Origin of the sequence: Enterobacter sp. SM3, from assembly GCF_009811935.2 — a bacterium.
Classification (GTDB): Bacteria; Pseudomonadota; Gammaproteobacteria; order Enterobacterales; family Enterobacteriaceae; genus Enterobacter; species Enterobacter asburiae_D.
The window spans coordinates 2,831,375-2,852,506 of record NZ_CP099971.1 but is presented as its reverse complement, the minus strand read 5'-3'; the positions used below and the strand labels follow the sequence as shown (position 1 = coordinate 2,852,506).

Annotated in this window: 17 protein-coding genes and 1 pseudogene; 9 read left to right on the top strand and 9 right to left on the bottom strand. The window is 58.9% G+C overall.

Annotated features, from left to right (window positions below):
• Window positions 1–321: 321 nt before the first annotated feature.
• The 3 genes and pseudogenes from GVO84_RS13395 to GVO84_RS13385 all read left to right on the top strand — a co-directional run.
• Complete coding sequence (locus GVO84_RS13395; protein ID WP_033145816.1) at window positions 322–1,620, top strand: D-amino acid dehydrogenase; 1,299 nt, start codon at window positions 322–324, stop codon at window positions 1,618–1,620.
• Between the two features lie 9 nt (window positions 1,621–1,629).
• Entirely contained in the window at window positions 1,630–2,700 is a 1,071-nt protein-coding gene (gene dadX, locus GVO84_RS13390; protein ID WP_121932082.1) for a catabolic alanine racemase DadX, read from the top strand.
• A gap of 16 nt (window positions 2,701–2,716) precedes the next feature.
• Window positions 2,717–2,857, top strand: a pseudogene (locus GVO84_RS13385) (hypothetical protein); the annotation flags it as partial.
• Here the strand turns inward: GVO84_RS13385 and GVO84_RS13380 are convergent.
• Both GVO84_RS13380 and ldcA read right to left on the bottom strand, forming a co-directional pair.
• The gene (locus tag GVO84_RS13380; RefSeq protein ID WP_023336053.1) at window positions 2,798–4,531 is read right to left on the bottom strand and encodes a potassium/proton antiporter; all 1,734 of its coding nucleotides are present in this window, start codon (window positions 4,529–4,531) and stop codon (window positions 2,798–2,800) included. The pseudogene GVO84_RS13385 and the gene GVO84_RS13380 sit on opposite strands and share 60 nt — an antisense overlap.
• A gap of 97 nt (window positions 4,532–4,628) precedes the next feature.
• The gene (ldcA, locus tag GVO84_RS13375) at window positions 4,629–5,543 is read right to left on the bottom strand and encodes a muramoyltetrapeptide carboxypeptidase (protein WP_159514408.1); all 915 of its coding nucleotides are present in this window, start codon (window positions 5,541–5,543) and stop codon (window positions 4,629–4,631) included.
• Between the two features lie 107 nt (window positions 5,544–5,650).
• Between ldcA and emtA the strand changes: the two genes are divergently transcribed.
• Window positions 5,651–6,262, top strand: coding sequence for a membrane-bound lytic murein transglycosylase EmtA (emtA, locus tag GVO84_RS13370; RefSeq protein WP_159514407.1), 612 nt, complete (start codon window positions 5,651–5,653; stop codon window positions 6,260–6,262).
• 38 nt (window positions 6,263–6,300) lie between these two features.
• On the opposite strand, the gene ycgR is transcribed toward emtA, so the two are convergent.
• Window positions 6,301–7,032: a flagellar brake protein YcgR gene (gene ycgR, locus GVO84_RS13365; protein WP_159514406.1), complete on the bottom strand. Its 732-nt coding sequence runs from the start codon at window positions 7,030–7,032 to the stop codon at window positions 6,301–6,303.
• Window positions 7,033–7,240: 208 nt separating this feature from the next.
• Between ycgR and GVO84_RS13360 the strand changes: the two genes are divergently transcribed.
• Together GVO84_RS13360 and GVO84_RS13355 are read left to right on the top strand one after the other, a co-directional pair.
• A complete protein-coding gene (locus tag GVO84_RS13360) occupies window positions 7,241–7,495 on the top strand; it encodes a GlsB/YeaQ/YmgE family stress response membrane protein (RefSeq protein WP_008502662.1) in 255 nt (84 codons plus the stop codon).
• Between the two features lie 112 nt (window positions 7,496–7,607).
• Window positions 7,608–9,710 carry a TonB-dependent siderophore receptor gene (locus GVO84_RS13355; protein WP_159514405.1) on the top strand — a complete coding sequence of 701 codons (2,103 nt, stop codon included), beginning with the start codon at window positions 7,608–7,610 and terminating at the stop codon, window positions 9,708–9,710.
• 64 nt (window positions 9,711–9,774) lie between these two features.
• On the opposite strand, the gene GVO84_RS13350 is transcribed toward GVO84_RS13355, so the two are convergent.
• On the bottom strand, window positions 9,775–11,460 hold the full coding sequence (locus tag GVO84_RS13350; protein ID WP_159514404.1) for an alpha,alpha-trehalase: 1,686 nt from the start codon (window positions 11,458–11,460) through the stop codon (window positions 9,775–9,777).
• Between the two features lie 102 nt (window positions 11,461–11,562).
• Window positions 11,563–12,519, bottom strand: coding sequence for an AraC family transcriptional regulator (locus GVO84_RS13345; RefSeq protein ID WP_029740088.1), 957 nt, complete (start codon window positions 12,517–12,519; stop codon window positions 11,563–11,565).
• Window positions 12,520–12,634: 115 nt separating this feature from the next.
• Between GVO84_RS13345 and GVO84_RS13340 the strand changes: the two genes are divergently transcribed.
• A complete protein-coding gene (locus GVO84_RS13340; protein WP_159514403.1) occupies window positions 12,635–13,822 on the top strand; it encodes an MFS transporter in 1,188 nt (395 codons plus the stop codon).
• A gap of 41 nt (window positions 13,823–13,863) precedes the next feature.
• On the opposite strand, the gene gap is transcribed toward GVO84_RS13340, so the two are convergent.
• Both gap and GVO84_RS13330 read right to left on the bottom strand, forming a co-directional pair.
• Complete coding sequence (gene gap, locus GVO84_RS13335; RefSeq protein WP_159514402.1) at window positions 13,864–14,874, bottom strand: type I glyceraldehyde-3-phosphate dehydrogenase; 1,011 nt, start codon at window positions 14,872–14,874, stop codon at window positions 13,864–13,866.
• A 78-nt stretch (window positions 14,875–14,952) separates the two neighbouring features.
• Window positions 14,953–15,933 carry a GlxA family transcriptional regulator gene (locus tag GVO84_RS13330; protein WP_121424113.1) on the bottom strand — a complete coding sequence of 327 codons (981 nt, stop codon included), beginning with the start codon at window positions 15,931–15,933 and terminating at the stop codon, window positions 14,953–14,955.
• 149 nt (window positions 15,934–16,082) lie between these two features.
• Between GVO84_RS13330 and GVO84_RS13325 the strand changes: the two genes are divergently transcribed.
• Both GVO84_RS13325 and GVO84_RS13320 read left to right on the top strand, forming a co-directional pair.
• Window positions 16,083–17,054 carry a fatty acid desaturase gene (locus GVO84_RS13325; protein ID WP_159514401.1) on the top strand — a complete coding sequence of 324 codons (972 nt, stop codon included), beginning with the start codon at window positions 16,083–16,085 and terminating at the stop codon, window positions 17,052–17,054.
• Window positions 17,047–17,805: a phosphate/phosphite/phosphonate ABC transporter substrate-binding protein gene (locus GVO84_RS13320; protein WP_159514400.1), complete on the top strand. Its 759-nt coding sequence runs from the start codon at window positions 17,047–17,049 to the stop codon at window positions 17,803–17,805. Before GVO84_RS13325 ends, GVO84_RS13320 begins: the two co-directional genes overlap by 8 nt.
• Here GVO84_RS13320 and GVO84_RS13315 read toward each other — a convergent pair.
• Together GVO84_RS13315 and GVO84_RS13310 are read right to left on the bottom strand one after the other, a co-directional pair.
• Window positions 17,784–18,680 carry a LysR family transcriptional regulator gene (locus tag GVO84_RS13315; RefSeq protein ID WP_159515646.1) on the bottom strand — a complete coding sequence of 299 codons (897 nt, stop codon included), beginning with the start codon at window positions 18,678–18,680 and terminating at the stop codon, window positions 17,784–17,786. The genes GVO84_RS13320 and GVO84_RS13315 overlap by 22 nt on opposite strands.
• Window positions 18,681–18,702: 22 nt before the next feature.
• The gene (locus GVO84_RS13310) at window positions 18,703–20,991 is read right to left on the bottom strand and encodes an FdhF/YdeP family oxidoreductase (RefSeq protein WP_159514399.1); all 2,289 of its coding nucleotides are present in this window, start codon (window positions 20,989–20,991) and stop codon (window positions 18,703–18,705) included.
• Between the last annotated feature and the right edge of the window lie 141 nt (window positions 20,992–21,132).

Below are 21,132 nucleotides of genomic sequence, written 5' to 3'. Positions count from 1 at the left end.
TAGCGCGCCCTCGTTGTGGGTGCTCTCTCTGTCTGGAGAGCCTCCTTTCAAGCATAGATCAACGTGTTAAAAAGCGTGCTGGGGCAGAAATTTTTTCTTTGCGATTTCGCGTTTTTGATACGGCAAAAAAACGGCATGTCTCAGCATATTATGCTGGTTAAAAATAACGCGCAGCAGGAGATCCCAAATTAGCACTATCCCCTGATGCTGGGGGATGTGTGAGGTAAGTCACCATAAAAAAGTCGTATGTTGAATAATATTTTCAACTAGGTTATCAATCTGTAATTAGAAGATTGTTCTTTTGCACATAATGGAGTGGCTATGCGTGTTGTCATACTGGGAAGTGGTGTCGTTGGGGTAACCAGCGCCTGGTATTTAAGTCAGGCGGGACATGACGTAACCGTTATCGATCGTGAATCCGGTCCCGCGCTTGAAACCAGCGCGGCGAACGCCGGGCAAATCTCTCCGGGGTATGCGGCACCGTGGGCTGCGCCGGGCGTTCCGCTGAAAGCGATTAAATGGATGTTCCAGCGCCATGCGCCGCTGGCTATCAGCCTTGACGGCACGCAGTTCCAGCTGAAGTGGATGTGGCAGATGCTGCGCAACTGCGACACCCGCCACTACATGGAGAACAAAGGGCGCATGGTGCGCCTGGCGGAATACAGCCGCGACTGTCTGAAAGCGCTGCGCGCGTCGACGGGGATTGAGTATGAAGGCCGTCAGGGCGGGACGTTACAGCTGTTCCGCACCGAGCAACAGTACGAAAATGCCACCCGCGATATCGCCGTGCTGGAAGATGCCGGCGTACCGTACCAACTGCTGGAAGCCAGCCAGCTTGGTCAGGTTGAACCGGCGCTGGCGGAAGTGGCGCATAAGCTGACGGGCGGCCTGCGCCTGCCAAATGACGAAACCGGCGACTGCCAGCTCTTTACGCAACGTCTGGCGCAAATGTGCGAGCAGGCGGGAGTGAAGTTCCGCTTCAACACCTCTGTCGACAAGCTGCTGTCGGAAGGGGAAAAGATTTACGGCGTGAAGTGCGGCGACGAGGTGATCAAAGCCGATGCCTACGTGATGGCGTTTGGTTCGTACTCCACCGCCATGCTGAAAGGCATTCTCGACATTCCTGTCTACCCGCTGAAGGGCTACTCGCTGACCATTCCGGTGAAAGAAGAGAGCGGCGCGCCGGTGTCGACCATTCTGGATGAAACCTACAAAATCGCCATCACCCGCTTCGATAACCGCATTCGCGTAGGCGGCATGGCGGAGATTGTCGGCTTCAACACCGAACTGCTGCAGCCGCGTCGTGAAACGCTGGAGATGGTGGTGGGCGATCTCTTCCCGCGCGGGGGATTTGTTGAGCAGGCGACGTTCTGGACCGGCCTGCGTCCGATGACCCCGGACGGCACGCCGATCGTGGGCCGCACGCCGTATAAAAACCTGTGGACCAATACCGGACACGGCACGCTTGGCTGGACGATGGCCTGCGGATCGGGCCAGCTGCTGAGCGACCTGATTTCCGGGCGCACGCCGGCAATTCCGTTTGACGATTTAAGCGCCGCACGCTATCAATCGGGGTTTACGCCTTCGCGTCCACAGCATCTGCACGGCGCGCATAGCTAAGGAGCTGTCATGTCCCGTCCTGTTCTGGCCCAGCTGAACCTGCAGGCCCTGAAGGATAATCTGCAAATTGTTCGTCGGGCGGCACCCGGTTCGCGCGTCTGGTCGGTGGTGAAAGCGAACGCCTACGGCCACGGTATCGATCGTATCTGGAGCGCGCTGAGCGCGACCGACGGCTTTGCGCTCCTGAATCTGGAAGAGGCCATTCTGCTGCGCGAGCGCGGCTGGAAAGGGCCCATACTGCTGCTGGAGGGCTTCTTCCACGCGGACGATCTGCCGCTGCTGGACAAGTACCGTCTGACCACCAGCGTTCACAGCAACTGGCAGATTAAGGCGATCCAGGATGCTAAACTTCATGCTCCGCTGGATATCTATCTCAAGGTGAACAGCGGCATGAACCGCCTGGGCTTCCAGCCTGAGCGGGTGCATACGGTCTGGCAGCAGCTGCGCGCCATGAAGAACGTGGGCGAAATGACGCTAATGGCGCATTTTGCCGACGCGGAAAAACCCGACGGAATTGCCGATGCTATGGTCCGCATTGAGCAGGCGGCAGAAGGGCTGGACTGCCCGCGCTCGCTGTCGAACTCGGCGGCCACGCTGTGGCATCCCGAGGCGCACTACAACTGGGTGCGTCCGGGGATTGTTCTGTACGGCGCGTCTCCCTCAGGCCAGTGGCAGGACATCGCCAACAGCGGCCTGAAGCCGGTCATGACCCTGCGCAGTGAAATCATCGGCGTGCAGACGCTGAAAGCCGGTGACACGGTGGGCTACGGCAGCCGCTACCGGGCACAGGGCGAGCAGCGAATTGGCATCGTGGCGGGCGGCTATGCCGACGGCTACCCGCGCATCGCGCCGACCGGCACGCCGGTCTGGGTCGATGGGGTTCGCACGGGAACGGTGGGCACCGTATCAATGGATATGCTGGCCGTTGACCTGACGCCATGCCCGCAGGCGGGCATCGGTTCACCGGTCGAGCTGTGGGGTAACGAAATTAAGATTGATGACGTTGCTGCCGCGGCGGGCACGGTGGGGTACGAATTGATGTGCGCGCTGGCACCGAGAGTGCCGGTTGTGACGGTGTAACGAATGGTTGTGTCGGGTGGCGCTAACGCTTACCCGACCTACGTTCGAGGGTTTTGTAGGCCGGGTAAGGCGAAGCCGCCACCCGGCAAAAAAACAACTACTCGGTTTCCTCTTCCATCGGCCTGACGCCGACTTTTCTGACCGCGTTATCTTCTTTTTCCGCAACCGTCCAGATCATCCCGGCGAACTCCACCTGGTCGCCGACGACGGGGGCAGCCCCCAGCAGCTGCTGAATGATTTCCCCCAACGTTTGCTGCTTGTCGCGGTACTCCAGCCCTTCATCCAGGCCGTAAATCAGCGCCACATCGGCAAACTTGGCGCTGGCTTCCAGAATAAAATCGCCGAAGAAACGCTGGTCCAGCGCCACCGGAGGCGACTGGCTGAACAGCTTGCCCAGCGCGGGCAGGTCGCGCTCGCGGCCAATGACGCAGAGAATATCCCCTTCGCGCAGGCGGGTGCTGCCGGTAGGGTGCAGCAGGACATTATCGCGGAACAGGGCGGCAATGCGCGTTTCGGCCGGCATGTGTAAATCGCGCAGCGAGGCCCCCACGCACCATTTGTCGGCGCTCAGCTGATAGACGAACTGTTCCCACGGGTTCTCCGGGTGAATGTCGAGCCCCACGCGGGAGACCGGCCAGCCCACGGGAGGCACCACGACTTTGGCTTTTTTCGCCGCCCACCCGAGCGAGGTTCCCTGGAACAGCAGTGAAATCAGCACCACGAAGAACGCCACGTTAAAGAACAGCCGCGCGTTATCCAGACCGGCCATCATTGGGAACACCGCAAGGATAATCGGCACCGCGCCGCGCAGGCCCACCCAGCTGATAAACACCCGCTCGCGCAGGTTGAAGCCGCGAAACGGCAGCAGGCCTGCAAATACCGACAGCGGACGGGCGAAGAAGATCATCCACGCGGACAGCAGCAGCGCCGGAACGGCGATCGGCAGCAGATCGGATGGCGTGACCAGAAGACCGAGCACCAGGAACATGCCGATCTGCGCCAGCCAGGCCAGACCGTCAAAGTTCTGCAAAATGGCATGCCGGTTGCGAATAGGGCGGTTGCCCATCAGGAAACCGCAGAGATAGACGGCGAGAATGCCGCTGCCGTCCAGCGCGGTGGTGACGGCAAAAATGAGAATACCGCCGCTCAGCGCCAGCAGGGGGTAAAGCCCCGCGGGCAGCGAGATGCGGTTGATCATCTGCTGTAACAGGTATCCCCCCGCCAGGCCGATAACAATCCCCAGCCCGAACTGCTGCAGGATATGCCAGACGAACATCCAGCTCAGGCCCGTCTCGTGCTGCTGGATCATCTCAATCAGGGTGATGGTGAGAAACACCGCCATCGGATCGTTGCTGCCGGACTCAATCTCCAGCGTGGAGCCGACACGTTCGTTAAGCCCTTTTCCGCCGAGCAGGGAAAACACCGCAGCCGCATCGGTTGAGCCCACGATGGCGCCAATCAGCAAACCTTCCATGATGTTGAGATGGAAAAGCCACGCGGCCATCATTCCGGTGAGGCCAGAGGTAATCAACACGCCGACCGTGGCGAGCGACAGCGCAGGCCCTAAGGCCACGCGGAAGGAGCTCGCCTGGGTGCGCATCCCGCCGTCCAGCAGGATCACCGCCAGCGCGAGGTTACTCACCATGTAGGCGAAGGGGTAATTATCGAATGGGATACCGCCAATGCCATCAATGCCGGCGAGCATGCCGATGGCGAGGAAAATGACAAGAATAGGTATGCCGAGACGCGATGAAAATGAACTTAATAAAATACTGCTGGTTACAAGGACGGAACCCAAAATGAAAAGGCTGATTATCGCTGCGGCATCCAATGTTCTCTTACTCCCACCTCAATGTTAACGCTGTTACTAAAACCCTAACATATTAACAACGGCAACAGCGTTTTATTAAGGGGGTATAACGGCTTTTTTATGCCTTTATGACAGGATGGCCGCTGATGGTCAGCCGACTGCCGGAATCGTTGTGGATCAGGGAGGCATGCGCCCCCAGCGCCAGGGTCACGGTTTGCTGCTCATGGCCGAAATCCAGACCGGTGATGACCGGAATATCCAGCCGCGAGCGAACGAAGTCGACCATGGTCTCCAGGGAGTAACCCGCGTCATAGTCATTCGGTGCAGAACCGCTGAAGCTGCCCAGCACAATCGCGGACTGGCGTTCAAGAATACCGGCATGATAAAGCTGCAACAGCATGCGTTCGACGCGGAATGGATGTTCGTTGATATCTTCCAGCACCAGAATGCCGTCCTCGATGTGCGGCATCCACGGCGTGCCGATAAGCGAGACCAGCATCGCCAGGTTACCGCCCCAGAGCTGGCCTTCACACTCCCAGTGCGGTCCATTGCCTTGCCACTCCACGCTGTAGGTAGGGTTACGCAGCGCGCGCCAGAAATGTTCCACGGTAAACGCATCCAGCTCCGGGGCGCCGAAGTTACCGGCCAGCATCGGACCGCTGAAGGTGATAACGTTATGCAGGGCCAGCAGCCCGAGCTGGATGACGGTGAAATCGCTGTGGCCGCAAATCAGCAGCGGATCGTGCTGCTGGCGCAGCGCCAGCCCCTGCCAGTCAATGCTCTCCAGCAGCCGGCTCGCACCGTATCCGCCGCGCACCGCAAGCACAATCCGGTTTTCCCCCGTCAGGTTCACCAGGCTATTGATATCATTCAGCCTCTGCGCTTCAGTACCGGCAAAACGCTGCTGGCGGCGGGGGATAATCGTCTGATTTTCTACCTGATGACCCGACTCCAGCAAACGCTGAACGCCCCGCTGCGCCGCGTCCTGGTTAATGCAGTAGCCCGACGGCGCGATGAGATGAAACTGAGACATGGCAATTCCTTGCTGAATGAGAAACTAATTGTCTATATCATGCCGCTTATACGCCGCCTGCTTCAAGAGGCGGCGCACCGCGATGACCGGCTATAAGGATAGATGACGTGAAATTGAGATGGTTTGCTTTTTTGATTGTGTTGCTTGCTGGCTGTAGTTCAAAACATGATTATCAAAACCCACCCTGGAACCCGGAAGTGCCGGTGAAACGGGCCATGCAGTGGATGCCGATCAGTGAACAAGCCGGGAAGGCCTGGGGCGTCAGCCCGCGTCTCATCACGGCGATCATTGCGGTGGAGTCCGGCGGAAATCCTGCGCTTGTCAGCAAATCCAACGCAGTGGGCCTGATGCAGCTTAAAGCGTCAACGGCGGGGAAAGAGGTTTACCGCTATATGGGCTGGAGCGGCCAGCCGTCGACCAGCGAGCTGAAAAACCCGGAACGCAACATATCAATGGGCACGGCCTACCTGAGCATAATGGAGCATGGCGTGCTGAAGGGCATTAAGGATCCGGAGGTGATGCAGTACGCGCTGGTGGTGTCTTACGTTAACGGTGCTGGCGCGTTGCTCAAAACCTTCTCCTCTGACCGCAAAGAGGCGATAGAAGAGATTAACGGCATGGACAAAGACGAATTCTTTGAACATGTGGCGAAAAATCACCCGGCACCACAGGCGCCTCGTTATATCTGGAAAGTACAGAAAGCGATGGATGCCATGTAATGCCGCAGACGGGCGGCGGTCACGCTGCCCGATTTTCCTTACAGGACTTTATTTGCGCGTTCCCGCGCCTCCCGCTCCAGCGAATAAATAATGCGCTGAAGCTCGCGCTCTGCGCCGGGCCCGACGTTCAGGAAACGGAAGCTCAGGCGCGGCGTGGTGATGGTTTCATTTTTGCTGTCCACAACGGTACGGTCGCTGATGGCAATCAACTGTGCATCGAAATAAAAGCGACCCCAGCCCCCCATATCCAGTTCAATTTGCGTGAACCGCATGCCCTCTACCAGGCCGTCGGGTTTCGGCGTATCCATCAGCGCGCCCATGCCGCCCAGCGACAGGTCGAAGAGGCGGAAGCGGATCTCCTTTTTGTCCGGCATTTTGGCCTTACAAAAATAGGCGGGGTGAAGCGGGGCGCTGATGCGGAAATATTCACGACGCTGGACGAACCAGAGGTTGGTGGGAAGCGGGGTAGCAAAAGCAGGGAGTCCCTGGTATTCGCTCATTTCCAGCCGCGTCAGGACAAACTCCACTTTGGCGCCCTGCGTTTCGGCCATCACCGCGACATTTTCCGCTTTCAGCGCCGCGCGGTTTTCATACTCCTGACTGCCTAGATCAATCACCAGCCGCTCCTGCGAGGCGTCAAGGATCTTGCTGATGAACTGATTATTCGACCAGCTGATGCGCAGCGGCACTTCACCTTTTTGCAGGTCGCGTAATACCCCTAATACAGCCAGCGGATTTTGCTTGAGGAACTGCTCACTGTAATGACTCACGCCGGATGGCTCCTTGATTGATGACAGACTGTCTTAGCGTTATCGGCAATCTGCAATGAAACTTAATACAAACCGGTGAGTTTTTTTTGCCTGTTTAAGCAAAGATAAGTCGGTGAGATGAAAATGATTTTCCGGCGATGACCTATACTTACGTTAGCTGTGCAGAAGGTTTTCTGCGCACGCGTTAAACCTGCAAGAGGGCATCGCTATGGGTATCATCGCCTGGATTATCTTTGGTCTTATTGCTGGCGCTATCGCTAAACTGATCATGCCGGGAAACGATGGCGGCGGCTTTATTTTGACCTGTGTACTCGGGGTCGTTGGTGCGGTTGTGGGCGGCTGGCTGGCGACGATGTTTGGTTTTGGAGGCAACATAAGTGGTTTCGACCTGCACAGTTTTCTGGTCGCTGTCGTGGGTGCCATTGTGGTGCTGGGCATATTCAGGTTACTGCGACGAGCATAAATTGACGTAAACGGCTCTCTGCGGAGGGCCGTTTTTTTAGCTGAGTATTGATTTGTTAATCTAAATGATAATAATTGTCGTTCCGTATTGCATCTAACAACAAGACGACATTATGAATACCTCACGCTTTACGCTTTGCGCCCTGGCAGGCGCCGTTACGCTGGCATTGCAGGTCCCGGCGTTCGCCGAAGAATCCACCATCGTCGTCACGGGCTCAGAGCAGGGCAGCGCGCTGCCGGCCTGGACGAACAGCGCTACGAAATCGGCCGTTGCCGAAAGTAAAACGCCGCAGGTCATCACGACCCTCTCTGCACCGGAAATTGAAAAGCGTCACGCGAATTCGGTGAATGAAATCCTGCGCTATGCCCCAGGCGTCTCAACCGAGGTGCGGGGCAATACCTCCTACATGAGCGAATATAAAATTCGTGGCTTTACCGTCGACCAGGAGTTCTACAACGGGCTGCAGCTGCCCTATAACGTCACCGGCAATACCAAAGCGCGCATCGATCCGCTGCTGATTGACAGTGTGGATATCCTGAAAGGCCCCTCATCGGTCCTTTACGGCGGCGGCTCGCCGGGCGGGCTGGTGAATATTCAAAGTAAAAAACCGCAGCGGGAAGCCCGAACCGAGATCGGCGTTAACACCGGAAACCGTAATCTGAAAGAGGGCTATCTCGATTCAACCGGGCAGATTGCCGACAGCGACTGGAACTATCGTCTGCTGGGCAAAGCCACGGAAAACGACGATCAGCCGCACACTACCCGGTATGAAAACTACCTGGTTGCGCCGTCCGTCACCTGGCAACCGGACAGCAAAACCCGCCTCACCCTGGACGCGCTGGCGCAAAACACCCCGAGCCTGACGCCGTCTAACCCGCTGCCGCTCGCCTACCTGCGCTCAAAATACGCGGGCAAGCGCGATTACGCCGGAGACGAATGGAACGGGTTTAAGCAGCGTCAGTGGATGCTGGGCTACAGCTTTGAACATGAATTTGACAGCGGCTGGGGCATTAACCAGAAGGCACGCTATTTCGACGTCGATACCCACCAGCGCAGCGTCTACGCGACAGGGACGGGAAGCGAGGTGTATCAGCTCAACCGCTTTGCTTACACCACCGATGAAGACCTTAAGAGCTTCAACATCGACAACCAGGTGACCAAAACCGTTGCGCTGGGCGACTGGAAACACCATCTGCTGGCCGGGTTTGACTATCAGAAGCTGAACTCCCATTTCCACTATCGCTACGCGTCGGCCACGCCGGGTATCGATATGCGGCATCCTGACTATTCGCAGATTCAGGAAAGCGCACTGGGGCTCTATACCGCCCAGAAAAACCGCCTCAGCTATCAGCAGAACGGCTATTACTTACAGGATCAGGTAGAGTTTGGCGGTCTCAACCTGCTGGGCAGCCTGCGCTACGACGATTACCGCTCCGTCACCACCAACTACCTGCAAAACGGTGATAAAGCCTGGGTGTCGCAGGATCGCGTCACCAAACGCCTGGGCGCGCTTTACGCCTTCGATAACGGGATTTCACCATTTATCAGCTATTCAGAAGGTTTTGCGCCGGTGTCACCGCAGGGAACGCTCGTGGCGAAAGACGTCAAGCCAACTACCAGCAGGCAGGTGGAGGGTGGGGTGAAATATCTGCTGGCCGACTACGCCACCACCTTTACCGCCTCGGTGTTTAACATCCGTCAGAAAAATGTCGTCACCTCCGACCCGGGCTTCCTGAACTATCGTCAGACCGGGGAAGTGGAATCTAAAGGGGCAGAGCTGTCCGCCATCAGCCGCCCGACGGACAACCTGACGCTGATTGCCAACTATGCGTACACCCACGCGATCAACCGGGAAGATGACAAGTACAAAGGTAAACGTCCAACGCAGGTCCCGGAGAATGCCTTCAACCTCTGGGGGGATTACACCTTTGACAACACGCCGCTGAAAGGACTGATGCTGGGAGCGGGCGCACGCTACACCGGGCCGATGGAAATCTCTCCGGCAAACGATGCGGGAAAACTGGGCGGCACTACGCAGTACGATCTGGCGGCTTCCTACCGGATGGGCGAAATCCTGCCTTCGCTGGCAGGGCTGACGCTTAAGGCCAGTGCGCAGAACATCACCAATAAAGAGACGTTGACCTGCTACGACACGACCAACTGCTGGATCGGGCGTGACAGGACGTATCAGCTAGGGGCGAGTTACAGTTTCTAAGTAACTCCCTGTGAGTTCAAAATGTAGGCCGGGTAAGGCGTAGCCGCTACCCGGCAATACACCTTTACTGCGCCGCAGCTTTCACCGGCGCAGCCTCATCATTCGCCGCAGGCTGATTCTCCGGCACGCTGTCGCACGGTTTTTCTTTCGGGCAGACCCGATCCAGCATTTTCAGCGTCACGCCGTTACTCCAGCCGAAGCCGTCCTGCAGCGGATATTCCCCGCCGCCGCCGCCCGTACCGGTTGTCGACACGTCATACTTCTCGACCAGTTTCTTTTCCCTGTCGTAAGTATGCTGAACGTTCTTCAGGAAGCGCCAGGTCACGTCCATCGAGACCTTCTCCTGGCCGTAGTTCTGCAGCCCTTCCGTGGCCACCCACTGCAGCGGGGCCCAGCCGTTTGGCGCATCCCACTGCTGGCCACTGTTGACGGTTGTGGTCGCAATACCGCCCGGTTTCAACAGGCGCGACGAGGTTGCCGCGGCGACTTTATCGGCCCGCTCCTGCGCCGCCGCCTTCACGTAAAGCGGGAACAGAGCTGCCGCCGTGAGCTGATTACGTACCTTCTTGCTCTTCAGATCGTAATCCGCGTACCAGCCCTCTTTATCATTCCACAGGTGGCTTTCGATGGCTTTCTGACGGGCTGTTGCCAGCGCCTCGTATTTGCTTGCGCTGGCGGCGTCGCCACTCTCCTGGCCTGCCCGCGCCAGCAGTTTTTCCATTTTGAACATCAGGGCATTCAGGTCCACGGGGACAATGCTGGTGGTCCGAATGGTGCCGAGCTTTTGCGGGTCGTCCATCCAGCGGGAGCTAAAGTCCCAGCCCGAGGCCGCAGCGGAGCGCAGATCGCGGTAGATCTCTGTCGCAGGTCGGTTAGGGTTACTTTTCGCGGTATTCACATCGTCAAGCCAGGACTCCGGGCGCGGGGTATCGCGGTCGTCCCAGTAGCGGTTGAGGATAGCGCCGTCATCCAGCTTCACCACGCGTTTGTTAGCCTGCCCCGGCTGAAGGGCGTCGACGCCGTCCATCCAGTAGGCATACTCTTTCTCCATCTGCGGACGATACTTCTTCAGCGCATCGCTGTCGTGCGTTGCCAGCAGTTCCACCATCAGCGAGAAGAACGGCGGCTGGGATCGGCTCAGGTAATAGCTGCGATTGCCGTTGGGAATGTGGCCGAAGGTGTCAATCTCATACGCAAAGTTATCCACCATGTCGCTGATTTTGTCCCAATGATCGCTCTCTGCCAGGCCCAGCATGGTGAAATAGCTGTCCCAGTAGTAGACCTCGCGGAAACGTCCGCCGGGCACAACGTAAGGTTTGGGTAACGGCAGCAGGGAATCCCATTTGTTGCTGGCTTTATCCGTGGTGCGCGTCAGTACGGGCCAGAGATCGTCAATGTGCTCACGTAAACTTTGTCCAGCAGGCGGAACATATTTTTCCCCTTCCGCAGGGAGCGTAAAGTTCATCTCGACAAAGTGGCGTAAGTCAAAGCTGGACTGCGTGTGCTGCATCCGATAGTCCGCCAGAATCATCAGCGGGTCGCTTTTGGGGACGGCATCAGCGAAGGTTTTCTGGTCGGGAAACAGTTTGGCGCTTTGCACATCATTAAACAGCGGGCCCAGCAAAATATCGGGTGAGGCTGTCTGGGCTGCGGGGCTATCGTCGGCATAACCGAATGTCGTTACGCCGAGCAGCGCGCCTCCTAACGCAAGGGGCAAGAACGCGGGGCGTAGTGTACGAGGTCTTATCATTAGTTCGTCTCCTGTCTTCACTAAACAGCGTGACCGCTGTTGTCAATCACCTGAAAACCTTAGACGAATATTGCCCGCTTCGCGTTAAATATTGCTGGCCAGTCAAACCTCTTCCGGCGTCTGGCTGGCTTCCCGCAGCGTGCCCGGCGCATGCCCGATAATGCGCTTAAATGCCCGGCTAAATGCCGCCAGAGAGCCGTACCCCAGCCGCAGCGCGACGGTTTCAATCGGCTGATTTTCGTGGCGAATGTACTGAATGGCCAGCCGCATCCTCAGCTCGCTGAGATATTTTGCCGGGGTGGTTCCCGTCGCGGCCAGAAACCGTTCGGCGAACACGGAACGGGACGTGCCCGCTTCTTTTGCCAGATCCGCCACGCTCCAGTTCAGGCCGGGCTGCTGATGCATGGCGTAAATGGCCCGGCTCAGGCGCGGGTCGCGCAGAACCTGCACCCAGCCGGTGGCTTTACCACAGCCGCCTTCAACCCAGCCGCGCACGATTAACGCCGCCACCACGTCGGCCAGGCGCGCGAGGATCCCGGCGTACCCGGCCTGACGCGCCACGGATTCCCGCTCCATAGCCGCCAGCAGCGGGTGGATCTCCGGCCAGGTGGACATCAGCCGGCTGACCATCATCACTTCCGGCATCGCCTTGATCAGCGGCTGCATCCCGCCCAGCTCAAAATCCATGCACCCGCTAAAGATGATGGTGTTCTCGCTTTCCGGGCAGGGCTCGCAGGTGATGGCACAGACCGAGCTGCAGATAGGCTCGCTGGGAAAGTCGCTGACCGGGGTAATGGTGGCCCGCTCGTCGGAGAGCAGGGCATGGGAATTGCCGCCAGGAATAAACAGGGCATCGCCGCTGCTCAGCTGAAAGGCCGCACCGCTCTCCATTCGCAGCAGGGCGCTGCCGTGGCTCACGAAATGAAACTGCGCTTTGCCGGGGGCGTGGTGGAACGCGACACCAAACGGCGAGCTGGCTTCAATCCGCCGGTATTTCACCCCTGACAGGCGCATGCCGCGTAAAAGTTCGCTGATCAGATCGGGTGACTGTACGGTCATGGCGCAACTCCGGACGAATAATCAATAAGTGGAGATTATATGTCATAGATCGTCCAGGGTGAACCTTCTATGCTTTTGCGACAGTTGTCACATTTTTATAACGGGAGAAAAACAGATGAATTCATGTGTCGCGGCGAGCGAGGCGGTAGCGCCTGCAAAACCCGCCTGGCGGGCCGTCTATTCACTGGGGCTGGGGGTGTTTGGGTTGATTACGGCAGAATTTCTGCCCGCCAGTCTGTTAACGCCGATGGCCGCGAGCCTGGGCGTAAGTGAGGGAATGGCCGGACAGGCCGTCACCGCCACCGCGCTGGTGGCGCTGGTGACCGGGCTGCTGATTACGCCAGCCACCAAAAGTATCGACCGCCGCTGGGTGCTGATGTTTTTCTCGGTCCTGCAAATTATCTCCAGCCTGCTGGTGGCCTTTGCGCCGACTCTGCACGTATTGCTGATGGGACGCCTGCTGCTGGGGGTAGCCATCGGGGGATTCTGGGCGATGTCGACGGCCACGACGATGCGTCTGGTTCCGGCGGATAAAGTGCCTAAGGCGCTGGCGGTGATCTTCTCCAGCGTATCGATTGCCACGGTGGTCGCGGCGCCGCTCGGCAGCTATCTGGGCAGCCTGATCGGCTGGCGCAACGTCTTTGTTCTCTGCATTCTGCCGAGCATGCTGGCGCTGCTGTGGCAGCTCTGGGTCCTGCCGTCCATGAAGCCGGAGAGCAGCGGCAGCCTGAGTACGCTGTTCCGCGTGCTGCGTCGTCCGGGGATGATCGGCGGCATGCTGGCGACCATCCTGATCTTCAGCGGTCATTTCGCCTTCTTTACCTACCTGCGTCCGTTCCTGGAAACGGTAGGTCAGGCGAGCGTTGAGACCATTTCGCTGATCCTGCTCGGCTTTGGGCTCGCCAACTTTGTCGGCACCTCCGTTGCCGGGCATCTGCTGGCGCGTAATCTGCGCCTGACGCTGGCGATGGTGCCGTTCGCGATGGGCGTTCTCGCGCTCACGATGGTGGCGTTTGGTCATCTGGCGATGCTGGACGGGTTCCTGGTCGCGCTGTGGGGCTTTGCATTTGGTCTGGTTCCGGTGGGCTGGTCAACCTGGCTTGCTACCACCGTTCCGGATGAAGCCGAAAGTGCAGGAGGGCTGCTGGTGGCCTCAATTCAGCTGGCAATCAGTGCCGGTGCGGCCGGGGGAGGGGCGGTGTTTGACCTCAACGGCGCCAGCGGCGTATTCGCCGGAAGCGGTTTCCTGCTGGTGATGGCGATGGTGATTGTGTTTATGGGTGTGAAGGTTAAAGCGGAGTGAATTATTTGCCGGGTGAACGCATGCGCCACCCGGCTTCAGGCTTACAGCCCTTTCTTATCCATCAGCACCGCCAAATCCACCAGGCGGTTAGAGAAGCCCCACTCGTTGTCGTACCACGCCAGGATCTTCACCATATTCCCGCCAATCACCAGCGTGGAAAGCCCGTCGATAATTGAGGAGCGCGGGTCGCCCTGGTAATCGCTGGAGACCAGCGGCTCATCGCTATAGCCCAGAATGCCTTTCAGGGGCCCGCTGGCGGCCGCGTTGCGGAACGCGTTATTCACCTCGTCGGCGGTCACGTTCCGGCTCAGCGTTACCGTCAAATCCACAATCGACACCACCGGTACCGGCACGCGCAGGGAGTACCCGGTCAGTTTGCCGTCAAGAGAGGGGATCACTTTCCCCAGCGCTTTCGCCGCGCCGCTGGAGTAAGGCACAATCGACAGCGCCGCCGCGCGTGCGCCGCGCAGATCTTTCTCCGGCTGGTCGTGCAGCGCCTGGCTGTTGGTGTAGGCATGGGTGGTATTCATCAGGCCATGCTCAATCCCGAACTGCTGATGCAGCACCTGAGCGGCCGGTGCCAGGCCGTTCGTGGTGCAGCTCCCGTTACTCACCACAGCGTGTCGGGCGGGATCGTACTGCTCATGATTCACCCCCATCACAATCGTCAGGTCGTCGTTCTTCCCGGGAGCGGAAATGATGACGCGCTTAGCGCCGCCGTGGGTAATATGCACCGCCGCTTTTTCCCGCTCGGTAAAGAAGCCGGTGGCCTCAATCACCACGTCAGCGCCAACATCGCGCCACGGGATATTCGCCGGATCGCGTTCGCTAAATACGGCGATCCGCTGCCCGTCTACCTGCAGCGCACCGTCCGCCGCTTCAACGGGCGCGGGCAGCTTGCCCAGAAGGGAATCGTGCTTCAGCAGGTGGGCGAGAGTTTTACTGTCCGTCAGATCGTTAATGGCCACAATCTGCAGATCCGTGTTACCCAGCGCCGCGCGCAGGAAATTACGTCCGATACGGCCGAAACCGTTAATACCGACCTTAACCATGGTGCACTCCTTATCTCTGTTGTCTGGAGTCACTGTAGGCGTCGGGCCGGTTGGCGTAAACGACAAAAAAGGATCAGATTACGCCATCTTGCGGCAGTGGAATCGCTGGCGGTACTCGCCGGGCGTGAGGTGAAGCTGTTTCTCAAAGATGCGGCGCAAATTAATGCTGGTGCCAAACCCGCTTTGCTCGGCAACGCGTTCAAGAGAATCCTGGGTCTGCTCAAGCAGCTGACGGGCCGCGGCCAGACGCGCCTCGGTCACGTAGCGGGCCGGAGAGACGCCCGCGTCGCGGGTAAACACGCGGGTGAAATTACGCGGGCTCATCGCCGCTTTCTCGGCCAGGTTTTCCACGCACAGGTCGGCGGTGAGGTTCTGCAGGATCCAGGCCTGCAGTTCGCTTATCGGGCCCGATGCGCCGGGCGGCTGCAGGCTGTAACGACTGAACTGCAGCTGGCCACCGGGACGGCGCAGATACATCACCATATCCTGCGCCACGTCGCGGGCGAGGGTAAATCCGTAGTCGTCTTCCACCAGCGCCAGGGTCAGATCGAACCCGGAGCTCACGCCGCCGGAGGTCCAGATGGGGCCATCCTGAATATACAGCGGACCGCCTTCGACGTGGATAGCCGGATACTGCGTTTGCATCGTCTCCAGCAGCCGCCAGTGGGTGGTCGCGCGCCGACCGTCCAGCAAGCCGGTCTGGGCCAGCAGCATCGCGCCGCCGCAGATAGAGGCTACCCGCCGGGCATGCGGCGCAGCGAGGTGCAGCCAGTCCACCACCGCCGTGCTCTCCAGCTCGTTCATGCCGCGTCCGGTAATAATAATGGTATCCAGCGGTTCACGCGGATCCAGCTCTGGAAGGCGATAGTCCGCCAGCAAATTCAGGCCGGACTGGCCGTGGATCACCTGGTGAGGCTGGGTGGTGGCGATGATAATCCGGTAGCGGGGGCGGGAAAGCCCTTCCGGGTGCAGCCGGTTGGCCTGCATCAGAATGTCGGCGATACCGGCGGCTTCAAACAGCATGCCGCCGTCAGGAACGATAATCAGGATCTTCTTCATGTCCTGAAAAGTACCTTTATCACAGAATAAGTCAAGCGACGCGTGCGCCCCACGTTTCTGGCAAAGCAAAGCGATTTAAGTTCTTTGTTATTTCAGGCGTTATCCCCGATCGTCAGAGAATTATCTCTGGCGAAACGGCGTCTGAAGGAATGAGTCAACGAAGCTCCCTCTATTTACATCCGCAACAACGCGAACAAATCCGCCATCTTGCATCGGGTTTTTTATGGCGAAGCGAACTGCCCACGTGGCTGTTGATTATCACTATTTATGCCGGCTGGTTTGCCACGCTGACCTTCTGGCAAACGCTCGGCCTGCTGCCCGCCACGCTGCTGCTGATCGGGTTTACCGCCTGGTACATGTCCCTGCAGCATGAGCTGATCCACGGACACCCCACGCGTTTTGCCTGGCTCAATCAGCTGTTTGGCATGCTCCCGCTGGCGGTCTGGTATCCGTATGGCCTGTACCGGGACTCCCATCTTGCCCATCATCGGCACCATAGCCTGACCCATCCGGTGGATGACCCGGAGTCGTACTATTTTACCGACGAGAGCTGGGCGCGCTTTTCGCCGTGGCAGAAACGCGCGATCCGCGCCCGGAATACCTTCGCCGGGCGGCTGATGCTGGCGCCGCTGCTGGATATCCTTCAGACGCTGGGCAGCGCCGCGGCGGCGTTTCGTCACCTTCAGCTGCGGGCTATGGCGATGTGGCTGGTTCACGTTTTGCTGCTGGTGGCGCTCTTCGCCTGGATGACGCATACCGGTTTTTCACCCGTCTGGTTCGTGCTGGCGGTCAGCTATCCGGCGCTGGCGCTGACCAAGATCCGATCGTTTTTCGAACATCGCGCGGCGGACGATCCCCTTGCGCGCTCCGTTATTAACGAGGCCGGGTTATTCTGGCGGGTGCTGTTTTTGAATCTCAACTACCATTCAGTCCATCACGATCTGCCGGGCGTTCCCTGGTACGGGCTGAAGGCGATCTACCAGCAAAACCGGGAGGCGTACCAGCAGAGAAACCACGGTTTTCTCGTCAGGGGCTATGGTGAATGGCTGCGACAGTTCTGGGTCAGACCCGTCGACGTCACCGTTCACCCCGGAAAACGACAGGGAGAAGGGGATGAGTAACCTGCTGGCGTTTCCTATGTATGCCGTGGGTCGCGCCGACACCCGCGCCCTCTTGCTGGCGGTCAAGGGGCTGCTGGCCGCGCGCGGTGTGTCCGTCGATCGAGACCCCGGCTGGCCGGAGTTCGATCTGCTGACCCACTGGCAACAGCCTGCGCTTATCCTCAGCCAGACCTGCGGTTATCCGCTTGTCACGCAGCTCCCGGACGTGCAGGTGGTCGGCTGTTTTCACTACACGGCACTGGGCTGCGAAGGGATCCAGTACTGCAGCTTTCTGGCGGTGCGCGAGGAGGATCGGCACCTGACGCTGGCGGATTTTCGCGAACGTCGTGCGGTCTGTAACTCCGCGGATTCCCAGTCTGGCTACAATGCGCTGCGAAAAAAAGTGGCTCCACTGCTGAGCGGCGGTCCATTTTTTGCGCAAACGTCCTTTAGCGGCAGCCATCGCCAGTCGCTGATTGATGTGAAACGAGGGGCAGGGGATATCGCGGCCATCGACTGCGTGACCTGGGCACTGCTGCAGCGCCATGAGCCGGAACGGCTTGCGGGGCTGGCGGTCATTGACCGTACGCCGCTGACGCCGGGACTGCCCCTGATAACGTCGCATAACACCTCACCTGAAACGCTTAACGCCATTCGCGATGCGCTCCACGAGTTGGTGAGTTCACCGGAACATCGGGAGATTTGCGACGCGGTGCTGATCGGCGGTTTTAGCGTGGTGACGCGCGAGGCCTACGCCTCATTGTCCGCGTGATAAATCTCCTGCGCGTCGGTAAAGCAGCGCAGCGCCAGCGAGGAGATGGGCTTCTGCCTGCGCATAATCAGGCCGACAGGAGCCTCAATGTTCGCATCTGCGATGGGGACAATCCTGAAATTGCCGTTCAGTGCTTCCAGCCCGTTGTTCAGCGGCATGACGGCGCAGCACACGCCGCTCTGAACCGCCTGAATGATCTGGAACGTGGAGTCACTCTCGAAAACGGACGTCGGTTCGATGCCGGCAGATTTAAAGCTGGCCTCCATATGCGCCCGGTAATGCATCCCTTTGGTCAGGAACCCCAGCGGAAAATCCGTCAGATCGTGCCAGGTCAGCGTTGCCTGGCCGAGCTGGAAATGGCGGACGTCGTGCAGCAGGCCCATCTTCGTTTTTGGCAGCTCGATAACGTCAAACAGACTGGTGTCGATGCTGTTGAGGTAGCAAATTCCCAGCTCAAGCTGGTTGCGGCTGACGCCGTCGGCAATCTGCGCTGAGGACATGGAATAGAGGCTATAGGTCAGCTCCGGGTATTTTTGCGTCAGCAGGCGAATAAAAATCATCGGATCCACGCTCGCCAGCGGCACCATCCCCAGACGTAATTCCCCCACCACCAGGCCTTTGCACAGCGCGGCTTCCGCCTGTAATCCGTCGTGCGCGGCCAGCAGGGTGCGGGCCCACGCGAGGATGCGTTCACCCTCCGGGGTAAACCCTTCAAAGCGCTGTCCGCGCGCAATCAGCACCAACCCCAGCTCCTCTTCCAGGCTGCGGATGCGCATGGAGAGGGTCGGCTGGGTGACGTTGCACTGCGAGGCCGCTTTACCAAAGTGCCGGGTCTCGTCGAGTGCGATTAAATATTTTAACTGTTTAATATCCATCATATTCTCTGCGCGAGCAGCCTTACAGCATGCGGATCTCTTTTGAGCGCAGGGTGATGCGAACCGGAACGGATTTATACGACGGCGTACCGCTGTCCTTATCCAGATAATCAAGCGGCACCAGCACGTTGGCCTCCGGGTAATAGGCGCCGACGGTGCCCGGCGCGATGTTGTACGCCACCACGGTAATGTCTTTTAGACGCTGTACGCTGCCGGGGAGGGCGGTTTCGATATCCACGCGGTCGCCGTGTTCCAGACCTGACTGCGCCATATCGTCTTCGTTCATAAACAGCACGTCGCGGCGGCCAAACACGCCGCGGTAGCGGTCGTCCAGGGCGTAAATGGTGGTGTTGTACTGGTCGTGGCTGCGCAGCGTGATGAGCCGCAGAACGTGCTCACCTTCACCGCTGGCGTTCTCGTGAACGCCGTCAAACACCGAGAACATCGCTTTCCCCGTCGCCGTTGGCCAGATACGCTGCGTCGGCGGCAGCGGCATACGGAAGCCGCCGGGAACGCGGATCCGCGCGTTGTAGTTCTCAAAGCCCGGAATGGTTTGCTCGATCAGATCGCGGATCCGGTCGTAATCCTCAACCAGCGTCAGCCAGTCCACGCAGGTTTCCGGCAGAGTGGCTTTCGCCATGCCCGCGACGATAGCGGGTTCCGACCGAAGTAGCGGCGAGGCGGGTTTCAGCTTGCCGGACGAGGCATGCACCATCGACATGGAGTCTTCGACGGTGATGGACTGACGACCGGTGGCCTGGATATCCAGTTCGGTACGGCCGAGACACGGAAAGATAAAGGTCTCTTTACCCACCAGCAGATGGGTGCGGTTGAGTTTGGTGCCGACGTGCACGCTCAAATCCAGGTTACCCATCGCCGGAAAGCCCCGCTCGTGATCGGGCATCGCGACGGCAAAATTACCGCCGAGGCAGATGAGCGCCTTCGCACGACCGTCGATCATCGCCTGCGTGGCCTGCACCGCATCGTGTCCGTGGTGAGACGGCGGCTCAAAGCCGAAAACGTCCTTCAGACGGTTCAGGAAGGCCGGGGTAGGCTTCTCGCTGATCCCGACGGTACGGTTCCCCTGCACGTTTGAATGGCCGCGCAGGGGGCAGATACCCGCGCCTGGCTTGCCGATATTCCCGCGCAGCAGCAGCAGATCGGCGATCAGGCGGACGTTTGCCGTGCCTTTATTGTGCTGGGTAATGCCCATCCCGTAGGTAATAATGGTGGCATTTGATTTCGCATAGGCGTCGGCCACCTTTTGGAGCGCTGCCTGGCTCAGGCCTGACTCGCGCTCGATCTCGTCCCAGCGGGTTTGCGCGATATCGGCGGTGAAGTCCTCAATGCCCTGGGTGTGTTCGGCAATAAACGCATGGTCGAGCACGTCACCGCGTTCGGCCTCCATTTCCAGCAGATGTTTGGCAATGCCTTTCAGCGCGGCGGCATCGCCCCCGGCCTTCACCTGGAAATAGGTCGAGGCGATATCCGTTGAGCCGTAGGTCGCCATTTCAATCACGCTTTGCGGGTCGGCGAAGCGTTCGAGGGCGCGTTCGCGCAGCGGGTTAAAGACGATAATCGGCACGTTGCGACGGGCCAGCTCATGGAGAGTCCCCATCATTCGCGGATGGTTGGTGCCGGGGTTGTGGCCGATGGAGATCACCAGCTCGGTCTTATCGAAGTCGTCCAGCGAGACGGTGCCTTTCCCGATGCCAATCGAACGCGGCAAACCGACGCTGGTGGCCTCGTGGCACATATTCGAGCAGTCGGGGAAGTTATTGGTGCCGTATTCGCGAGCGAACAGCTGGAACAGATACGCCGCTTCGTTGGAGGCTCGCCCGGAGGTATAGAACTCGACCTGATCCGGTTCGAGCCCGCGCAATACTTCGCCGATGCGTTGAAACGCCTCTTCCCAGTCGACGGGCCGGAAGGTATCGCTTGCCCGGTCATAGCGCAGGGGATGCGTCAGTCGACCGTAGCCTTCCAGCTCAAAGTCCGATTTTGCCAGCAGCGAGGAGACGCTGTTTTCGGCCAGAAACGCGGGGGTAACGCGTTTGCTGGTCGCTTCCCAGGTCACCGCTTTGGCACCGTTCTCGCAGAACTGGAACGTCGATTTGTGTTCTTTATCGGGCCACGCGCAGCCCGGGCAGTCAAAACCGTCAGGCTGGTTGGTACGCAGCAGCGTGGCGGGGGCATCAAGGGTATCCATTTGGGTACGTACCGCGATGGCCGTCGCTTTTAATGCCCCCCAGCCACCGGCAGGACCGTCATAGTGTCGGATACCTGGCACTGAGCGTTTTTTCTTATTCATACCCACTCCTGATTTGTTCGGTCACGCACGTCTGAACCCATAAAAGCCCTGCACGGGACAATAAGCGAAAGCAATGACGACCGAATGGCGATGCGGATGCGGTGCGGAAAGATGCTTTACCTTAAATTCTTTTATTACAGT